This window comes from Acinetobacter sp. YH12249 (genome assembly GCF_013417475.1).
Taxonomy (GTDB): domain Bacteria; phylum Pseudomonadota; class Gammaproteobacteria; order Pseudomonadales; family Moraxellaceae; genus Acinetobacter.
Genome location: NZ_VPDX01000031.1, coordinates 24323 through 32703, shown reverse-complemented (window position 1 = coordinate 32703; position 8381 = coordinate 24323). Strand labels below are relative to the sequence as shown.

Annotated in this window: 10 protein-coding genes; 2 read left to right on the top strand and 8 right to left on the bottom strand. The window is 43.6% G+C overall.

What is annotated here, in order from left to right:
* From FTV25_RS13755 to dmeF, 3 genes are all read right to left on the bottom strand, one after another.
* Positions 1–133 (bottom strand): DUF4372 domain-containing protein (locus FTV25_RS13755; protein WP_180004150.1); only part of this gene is annotated, 133 nt, incomplete at its 3' end.
* Between the two features lie 138 nt (positions 134–271).
* Complete coding sequence (locus FTV25_RS13750; protein WP_180004152.1) at positions 272–970, bottom strand: DsbC family protein; 699 nt, start codon at positions 968–970, stop codon at positions 272–274.
* Positions 971–1106: 136 nt separating this feature from the next.
* Positions 1107–2042 (bottom strand): CDF family Co(II)/Ni(II) efflux transporter DmeF, encoded by a 936-nt coding sequence (gene dmeF / locus FTV25_RS13745; RefSeq protein WP_180004160.1) that lies wholly within the window; start codon positions 2040–2042, stop codon positions 1107–1109.
* 56 nt (positions 2043–2098) lie between these two features.
* Between dmeF and FTV25_RS13740 the strand changes: the two genes are divergently transcribed.
* Together FTV25_RS13740 and FTV25_RS13735 are read left to right on the top strand one after the other, a co-directional pair.
* Positions 2099–2362 carry a metal/formaldehyde-sensitive transcriptional repressor gene (locus FTV25_RS13740; RefSeq protein WP_180004162.1) on the top strand — a complete coding sequence of 88 codons (264 nt, stop codon included), beginning with the start codon at positions 2099–2101 and terminating at the stop codon, positions 2360–2362.
* Positions 2363–2534: 172 nt separating this feature from the next.
* The gene (locus FTV25_RS13735) at positions 2535–3680 is read left to right on the top strand and encodes an MFS transporter (protein WP_180004187.1); all 1146 of its coding nucleotides are present in this window, start codon (positions 2535–2537) and stop codon (positions 3678–3680) included.
* Positions 3681–3721: 41 nt separating this feature from the next.
* On the opposite strand, the gene mnmE is transcribed toward FTV25_RS13735, so the two are convergent.
* The 5 genes from mnmE to rpmH all read right to left on the bottom strand — a co-directional run bounded on the left by mnmE (position 3722) and on the right by rpmH (position 7827).
* Positions 3722–5077 carry a tRNA uridine-5-carboxymethylaminomethyl(34) synthesis GTPase MnmE gene (mnmE, locus tag FTV25_RS13730; RefSeq protein ID WP_180004164.1) on the bottom strand — a complete coding sequence of 452 codons (1356 nt, stop codon included), beginning with the start codon at positions 5075–5077 and terminating at the stop codon, positions 3722–3724.
* 91 nt (positions 5078–5168) lie between these two features.
* Positions 5169–6932, bottom strand: a complete 1764-nt coding sequence (gene yidC / locus FTV25_RS13725) for a membrane protein insertase YidC (RefSeq protein ID WP_180004166.1) — start codon at positions 6930–6932, stop codon at positions 5169–5171.
* A gap of 5 nt (positions 6933–6937) precedes the next feature.
* On the bottom strand, positions 6938–7258 hold the full coding sequence (gene yidD / locus FTV25_RS13720; protein ID WP_005233127.1) for a membrane protein insertion efficiency factor YidD: 321 nt from the start codon (positions 7256–7258) through the stop codon (positions 6938–6940).
* 9 nt (positions 7259–7267) lie between these two features.
* Positions 7268–7663 carry a ribonuclease P protein component gene (gene rnpA, locus FTV25_RS13715; RefSeq protein WP_034706193.1) on the bottom strand — a complete coding sequence of 132 codons (396 nt, stop codon included), beginning with the start codon at positions 7661–7663 and terminating at the stop codon, positions 7268–7270.
* A 29-nt stretch (positions 7664–7692) separates the two neighbouring features.
* Positions 7693–7827 (bottom strand): 50S ribosomal protein L34, encoded by a 135-nt coding sequence (gene rpmH, locus FTV25_RS13710; protein ID WP_000831329.1) that lies wholly within the window; start codon positions 7825–7827, stop codon positions 7693–7695.
* Positions 7828–8381 lie beyond the last annotated feature (554 nt).

The window sequence follows — 8381 nt, the reverse complement described above, 5'->3', positions numbered from 1 at the left end:
TGGCAATAAACTGATCCCACCGGGAAGCCGCTCTAAATTTCTGTCCAACATGGTGTACTTTAGCAAGTTGTTCAAAATCCTGTCGCACAACAGGTTTAATTAGCTCATGAAATACGGTATTCTGATGGGACAAAACCTGAATCCTGGTCGTTGAAGTGTTTGTTTGCACTCATATTTTAACTGTTAGGACTCAGGTTTTTTTATTTAAAGCAAACTATGGGACAGCAGTGCCTAGATAGGTGCTCTTTTTTTATTGATCATAGTCAGAATTTTACAGGCCGAATTCTTTGAAACCTTGTTCAATCTGTTCTGCTGGCTGAGCGCCCATGACTTTAAAACCATTCGAGAAAATAATCGCTGGTGTGCCATTTACACCGAGTGATTGTGCCAGCTGTTTATTACGTTCAATTGGATTGCTACAGCTCTTTTTCGATTTAGGCTGTATACCTTGACCAATCATGTCTTCCCAGGCCTGGGCCGGATTTTTTTCACAATAAACCTGTTTGGACGGCGCAATTGACTGCTGTTTTAAAGGCAGAATGAAGGTATAAATCGTGACATCTTTGAGTTTTTTCAGCTCTATTTCAAGTTGTTTACAATACGGGCAATTTGGGTCAGAAAAGATGGCAAGCTGACGTTTTCCTGTCCCTCTGACTGATTTAATCGCATCCTGTAGCGGTAACTTTTTCCAGTCGACACTGTTTTGTTTGAGTAATAAATCCTGAGTCAGATTATGCTGGTCCTGAATACGGAACATTGAACCAGCTAGGAGATGCTGGGCATCTTCATTCAGATAGACAATCTGCCCCTGCATGGAACCGCTATAGATTCCTTTCATTTCGGTGGGCTGAATATTTTCAATTTTCAGGTTGGGACTGTTTTTTGCCAGATTGGCTTTAACTGTATCCACATTGGCAAAGCTAAGGCCAGGGAAGAGGGTCAAAGCCAGCAGCATATTTCTTATTTGCATGAATGTCCTGCTCAGGTCCAAGTTAAATGTGTTTCGATTTTAGTCTTTTTAAAAAGAAAATTCTGACTATTTTATGTAGCCTGATGTTCAAATCGAACTGATCAATCAATCATGTTTCACGTGGAACATTGCCCCTTTAATGCTGATTGACTTCCACCGAGATATGCACAATTTCTTCATGAATAGAGATCGCCTCACGGATTTGATCAGCACTAATGGGGATTCCCGTTTGAACGGCAACAAAACAGGAAAATTTACCTTTACCGACTCTCGATACATGCAGGTCAGTTAAATGCAGATCATTCCCATATTCAGCAATGACTTCACGTATTTCTTCGACCACTGGGGCATCCATATCGGCATCCAGTAAAGTCTTGGCACTTTGCTTTAGCAGGCCAATCGCCCAGCGTGCAATCAGGATTGAGCCGACCAGTCCCAGTACTGCATCGAGAAAATCCCAGCCCATATATTTTCCAGCAAACAAGGCAATAATGGCCAGAACAGAAGTTACAGCATCAGCAACCACATGCAGAAAGGCCGCTTTATGGTTCAAGTCATGATGACCATGATTATTATCATGCTCGTGATGGGAATGTCTGTGATGATGATCATGGTGATGGTGCCCATCATCATGCAGCAACCAGGCACAGGCCAGATTAATCAATAGTCCTAAAATCGCGATTGGAATGGCTTCGTTATAATGAATCTGAATTGGCGAAAATAGACGTTCTACTGAATGAATCGCCATAAAACCGGCTACTACAAGCAATAAAATTGCACTGCTATAACTGGCCAGAATTTCAATCCGCCAAGTACCCATATTAAAGCGGGGATCATTCGCATAATGGCGGGCCGCTTTATAGGCAAAGTAAGCTAGTCCCAAGGCCAATACATGCGAGCCCATATGCCAGCCATCAGCAAGTAAAGCCATTGACTGGAAGATCCATCCCCCTAATACTTCCAGCACCATCATGACGGCAGTCAGAATCGTGGCAAACAGAATCTTTTTCTGTGCGAGTGGATTACCTTCATCAAATTGATGGCTGTGCGAATCGGCGTTATGTTTTTGCATAAAAGAGAACTATTATTAATACTCCCCCCTAGTATATTTATTTTTGGAGATTTGTGGTGAGTCATGTACATGATGATAAAAAAATATTAAACCGGGTACGGCGCTTGCAAGGTCAGATGAACGCTGTAGAGCAGTCTCTCCTGAATCCTGAAGCAGGTTGTATTCAGGTCCTGCAACAGGTTGCAGCCGTTAAAGGTGCCATAAACGGTTTGATGAATGAATTGATCGAAACCCATTTAAGAGAGCATGTCATTGGAGAAGCTGTGGTTAATGAAGAAGAACTGGCTGAGTTTTTAAAATTATTAAAGCGTTATGGCTAATTGTTTAGTTCAACATTTTTGTTTTCTTTACAGCAAGATAATTGACCGCTTTTTCATCTAACCGATACACTGCCACCCATTCTCTTCTTTCTTCCACATCATTCTTTTTAAAATGTGGTGAAACTTTTACGGCAGCTACATGACAGAAAATATCTCATGGCGACCTTTCGCCATGGTCAGTCTTGCATTGATTATGGGTACCATCGGTACAGCACTGGCAAGTCCGCTTTATCCCATTTATCAACAGATCTGGCATTTATCGCCAAGCCAGATTACCTATATTTTTGTCGCCTATATGTTTGGCTGTCTGGGTACCTTATTATTCCTGGGGCGTACCAGCAACACGATTGGTTTCTTAAGAACGCTACAAATTGGTCTGGTATTTATTAGCATTGGCTTGGTCATTTCAGTCTTTGCCGAGAATGCGCTGATTTTGTCGGTGGGCCGTTTTATCATTGGTATTGCTTCAGGCCTGATGACCACTTCAGCAATGCTAGGCATGATGCAAACCATTCCAGAGACTCATAAGCAGCTTGCACCGCAGCTGGTATCGATTCTGACGGCCATAGGTTTTGGTTTGGGGCCGTTTGTGGGTGGGGTAATTGCGCAGTTTTCTCAAGCTCCATTAATTACTCCATACCTCCCAATTATTCTTGGGGCAGTGCTGTGTTTTGTCGGATTATTCTGGCTAAAAACCCCTGCTTTTGAACGTCAGCCTTTTAGTATTGCACCGAAATTACTGCGTCCTGAACCTCAATATCATGCTGTGTTCATGATTGTGGGATTAACTGCATTTAATGCCTTTGCTGCTTTCAGTTTATTTGCTTCACTGTCACCGTCTTTTGTGCAGGATATCTTGCCCTGGCATGGTCCTTTGGTCAGCGGTACCGCCATTACCTGTATTTTGCTGATTTCTGCTGTGGTGCAGTTCTTTGCTAAAGCTGTTCCTGCAAAGAAATGTCTGAATATTGGCTTGATGATTATGCTGGTGAGCTTGGTTAGTCTTGCTCTTTGTATGATCCTTAAAGCAAGTATCTTGTTCTTCGCCAGTGATATCTTATTCGGGATTGGACATGGTTTTGCCTTAATGGGCGCATTCGGTGTGATTCATGCGATCACAACCTTGCAAAATCGGGCAGCCGTGATGTCGACTTACCTGTTTATTGGCTATTTGGGCACGATTGTGCCGATTATCGCGGTGGGGTATCTGGCTGATCACTTCGGCTTAGGATTTGCCGTGATCAGCTTCTGTGTAGTGATCAGTGCACTCTGTCTAATCTTGTGGTTATGGCATCAAAAACTGCAGATAAAAGCCTAATAAAAAAGCCCTCGAATGAGGGCTTTTTTATTTTTTAAATATTATTTACCAATACAGAATGATCCAAAAATTTTGCCTAGCAGATCATCCGCACTAAAGTCACCGGTAATTTCGCCCAGCGCATTCTGTGCCAGACGTAAAGACTCTGCGACAAGTTCACCTGCGTTATAAACAACAAGTTGCTCACGGGCTTCAGCTAGGTACATCTGAGTGCGCTTCATTGCGTCTAAATGGCGGGTACGGGCAATAAAGGTATCTTCTTCAGGTTGGAAGCCTGCATGCGCTGTAATCGCATCTATGAGCGATTGAACGCCAGTTTCCTGCTTGGCTGAGACGGTAATATGACGAAAGCCCTTGAAATCTCCGATAACAGCTTCAGCACCGGTCAAATCCGCTTTATTCCCAATCAGGACCAGACGTTTCGGCTCAAGATGTTCGGCAAAATATTCTTGAGCGAGCTGTAATGGGTCATCACCTTGGCTCAGGTCATAAACCAGCAATAGCAGATCGGCCTGTTCAATTTCTTTAATCGCACGGCGAATACCTTCTTTTTCCACAATATCGCCGGTTTCACGCAGACCAGCAGTATCAGTCAGGGTAATCGGCAGGCCATTCAATGTGATCTTTTCATGCAATACATCACGGGTTGTCCCGGCAATATCGGTCACAATCGCACGTTCATTACCTGCTAGTGCATTCAGCAGGGATGATTTACCTGCATTGGGTTTACCGGCAATCACCACTTGTAGGCCTTCACGCAGTAACTGACCCTGACGTGCAGATTGCTGAACCTGAGTGACGGCATTCGCCACGCCATCCAGCAGATTTAAAATCTTGCCATCAGCCAGAAAGTCAATTTCCTCTTCCGGGAAATCGATCGCCGCTTCGACATGCAAACGCAAGTGAATCAGCTGTTCTAATACCGTATTGACCTTGGTCGAGAATGCCCCTTGCAGCGAACGGACTGCAGACCGGGCAGCCGCTTGGGAGGTCGCATCAATCAGATCGGCAATGGCTTCGGCCTGGACCAGATCCAGCTTGCCATTCTCAAAGGCACGCATCGAGAATTCACCGGCTTTGGCTGCAGTGGCACCCAGTTCCAGCAAACGGCCCAACAGGGCATTCTGGATCACTGGACCACCATGGCCTTGCAGTTCCACCACATCTTCACCAGTAAAGGAATTCGGATTCGGGAAGCAGATCACCAGACCCTCATCCATCACTTCGCCGGCTGCATCATAGAACTGACGGAATCCGGCAAAACGGGCTTTGGGCAAATCTTTTTGGCTCAAAGTCTGGGCAATTTCATAAGACTTGGGACCCGACAGGCGAATGACACCTACACCGCCACGTCCTGGGGGAGTTGCAATCGCAGCAATCGTAGTTCGGTCGAGCATAACATTCACCTAGAAAAACTTAAAAATACAGCAAAAAAAATCCGCTCAAGATTACCATCTTAAGCGGATTTATTCAGCCCATCAGTACAACTTAGTTGACTGGTGTTGCCTCATCGCGTTTAGCACGGTCTTTGGCAACAGACTTGTTGATCAGTGTTTGCTGCAAGATCGTGATCAAGTTGTTCACAATCCAGTACAACACCAGACCTGCCGGGAAGAACAGCAAGAATACTGTAAAGATCACTGGCATAATCTTGAACACTTTCGCCTGCATTGGATCAGTTGGCTGCGGATTCAGCATCTGCTGAATATACATGGTCGCCCCCATGATCAATGGCAGGATGAACCAAGGATCCATTGAAGATAAATCTTGGATCCAGAACATCCATGGTGCATGGCGCAGTTCTACAGATTCCATCAGTACCCAGTACAATGCCAGGAAAATTGGCATTTGCAGTAACAATGGTAAACAGCCAGCAAGTGGATTCACCTGCTCACGTTTGTACAGTGCCATCATTTCCTGAGAGAAGCGCATACGGTCTTCACCAAACTCTTCTTTCATGCGTTGCATTTCAGGTGCAATCACACGCATTTTCGCCATAGAGCGGTAGCTCTTCGACGACAATGGCCACAGGATCAGTTTAACCAGTACGGTTAACAGGATGATTGCCCAACCCCAGTTACCCACTAGACCATGGAAGAACTCAAGACCAACAAACAGCAGTTTGGCAATTGGCCATAACCAGCCATAATCTACAGTCTGGTTCAGACCAGTCGCTAGGTCTTTCAGCTCCGATTGAACTTTTGGACCAGAGTAGAAGGTCGCATCGATTTCAGCTACGGTGCCTGCAGGCACATTGAAAGTTGGAGAAGTAAAACCAATGATATTCATGTTATCAGTTGATTTACGTGATTCCAGCTTCGCACTGTAGGCTTCACCATTGGCTTGAGTCAATTTCAGGTTACCTGGCACCCAGGCACTCACGAAGTAGTGCTGAACCATTGCAACCCAGCCACCTTTGGCTTCGGTATTCAGTTTTTCTTCAACAAAGTTGTCAAATTTTAACTTGTTGTAGTTTTCATCCGGTGTACCCCAAGCGCCGCCCAGGAACGTTCCCAGTGTGAAGATACCCTGATCAGATTTACCTGGATCTTCGGAATTGTCACGTTTGATCTGACCGAACATCTGACCTTGCCAGGTCTGGCCGCTGCGGTTGACCACTTTGTGATTCACAACTACCGGATATTCACCTTCAGTAAAGTTGAAGGTTTTAATGACTTCTACACCATCTGCAGTCTTGAATACCATTGGCACAGACAGAACTTTTACATTCTCGCCATCTTTGTTTTTGACTGCCTTGGCATCTGCCAGGCTATAAGCAGTTTTTTCCAGCTCATAGCTTGGACGACCATTACGGCTGCTGTCCGGTCCATTTAGACCAATTAAACCTGACTGCGCGACATAAGTCCGTTTCGCATCGCTTTCCAGCATGACGAAAGGTTCATCGCTGTCTTTATTCTTGTCATGATTGAGTAATTCAACACGAACAATATCACCACCTTTAGGATTGATCCAAAGATGATAAAGGTCAGTTTGTACTGAAATAAGCTGCTGACTTACAGGTGCGGTGGCATCCGTTGCTTGCTGCGCTGGCATATTTGCTTGTGGCAGATCAGAGGCGGTCGTCGCCGTCTGAGCATTTGGCAAATCTGCAGATACTTCATGTGAAACAACCGCAGCTTCTTGCTGTGGTTGGGTTTCAGCATTGCCATAATCTTTTTGCCACGCCAAAATGAGCAAATATGCGACAACAAACATGGCTCCGAGAATTGCAATCCTGGCCCATTGTTGCATATGTATTACCCCAAGTGGTTAGAGTGATTTTGGTTCAATAAACGATCACGAAAGGGTACAGCAACGTGAAGCGTTTGAGAATCTATTTGCTGAAATGAAATAAAACGAATCGCTTTCGGGGGAACCGGATCATATCCAGAGCCACCCCACGGATGACAACGGCAAATACGCTTAGTAGCCAGCCACACACCACGTACAGCTCCATGTGTATGGACTGCTTCCAAGGAATATTGAGAACATGTTGGAATATAACGACAGCGTGGTCCCAATAAAGGACTAATCGCAATCTGATAGAAACGTATTAACCAATGCAGTAAACGTACCATTGGCCATCTCTACTTTTGTGGGGAGGATGATGCTATTTTGGAATGCTTTTTGGCAAGACGGTTGAGTTTCTGCCAGGCAAATTGTAATTGCTGATGCAACTCTGCGTTCGGCACTGCTTCTATACCTACTTTAGGCATAACCACAATATCCAAATCATCTAGTTGCTGTTGATGCAGGCGAAAACTTTCGCGAGCAAGTCGTTTTACTCGATTTCGTTCGTGCGCACGGCGCACTTTTTTCTTGGCAACAACTAAACCCAAACGGCTGTTTGGCAGTTCGGAATGTTTTGCAAGAAAAAGGAAATGGGGTTGATGCACTTTAAAAAGCGCACCATCAAAGACTCCTTTATAATCTGCAGCACAGCGTAAACGAAGCTCTGTACCAAAACTATAAAGTGTAGTCATAACACCCAAAATCGGCAAAGCCTAACTGATTAAACAGTTAAGCTGTGACGACCTTTTGCACGACGGCGAGCTAGAACTTGACGACCAGCTTTAGTAGCCATACGAGCACGGAAACCATGAACGCGTTTACGCTTTAATTCAGATGGTTGGAATGTACGTTTCATATTGAAACTCCAAAAATGATCTTTCTATAAAGGTCCGCGATTTTAGTGCTCATTGCTTGAGCTGTCAATGCAAAAGCCACTTTCTTTTCAAATAAGACTGAAATCAAAATTGTAAATAGGGATTAAAAAAATTGTATTCAAATACCTATATATAAGTTAACCACAATATAACTATTTGTTTTAAAATTAAATATAAGTTATTAACACTTATATCAACATAGTTATCCACAACTTATGTGAAATCTAAATTTAACTCCTGAGTTTTGAATTTAAATTTAAACTTTTCTCAGTTATCCACAAAAGAATCGAATCTTATAAATAAATTCAAATTTATAAATTTAAATTTATTACTATTAGGGTGGGCTTTTTCTGTGGAAAAGCTAATTTTGTATTAAATAAACAAAAACTTAGTTTGTGGATAAAACTGTTTTTATTAATTTTATACTTTGTGGATAACTTTGTGTTATATTTTATCCACAGCTTGCGGATAAACTTATCCACACCAGCTTTTTAAATTTAAATTTATCCACCATGACTGCTTTTTGCGCAAAATC

Coding starts and splice junctions, on each gene's coding strand:
- FTV25_RS13750 (WP_180004152.1), bottom strand. CDS start 970: ATGCAAATAAGAAATATGCTGCTGGCTTTGACCCTCTTCCCTGGCCTT.
- dmeF (WP_180004160.1), bottom strand. CDS start 2,042: ATGCAAAAACATAACGCCGATTCGCACAGCCATCAATTTGATGAAGGT.
- FTV25_RS13735 (WP_180004187.1), top strand. CDS start 2,535: ATGGTCAGTCTTGCATTGATTATGGGTACCATCGGTACAGCACTGGCA.
- mnmE (WP_180004164.1), bottom strand. CDS start 5,077: ATGCTCGACCGAACTACGATTGCTGCGATTGCAACTCCCCCAGGACGT.
- yidC (WP_180004166.1), bottom strand. CDS start 6,932: ATGCAACAATGGGCCAGGATTGCAATTCTCGGAGCCATGTTTGTTGTC.
- yidD (WP_005233127.1), bottom strand. CDS start 7,258: ATGGTACGTTTACTGCATTGGTTAATACGTTTCTATCAGATTGCGATT.
- rnpA (WP_034706193.1), bottom strand. CDS start 7,663: ATGACTACACTTTATAGTTTTGGTACAGAGCTTCGTTTACGCTGTGCT.
- rpmH (WP_000831329.1), bottom strand. CDS start 7,827: ATGAAACGTACATTCCAACCATCTGAATTAAAGCGTAAACGCGTTCAT.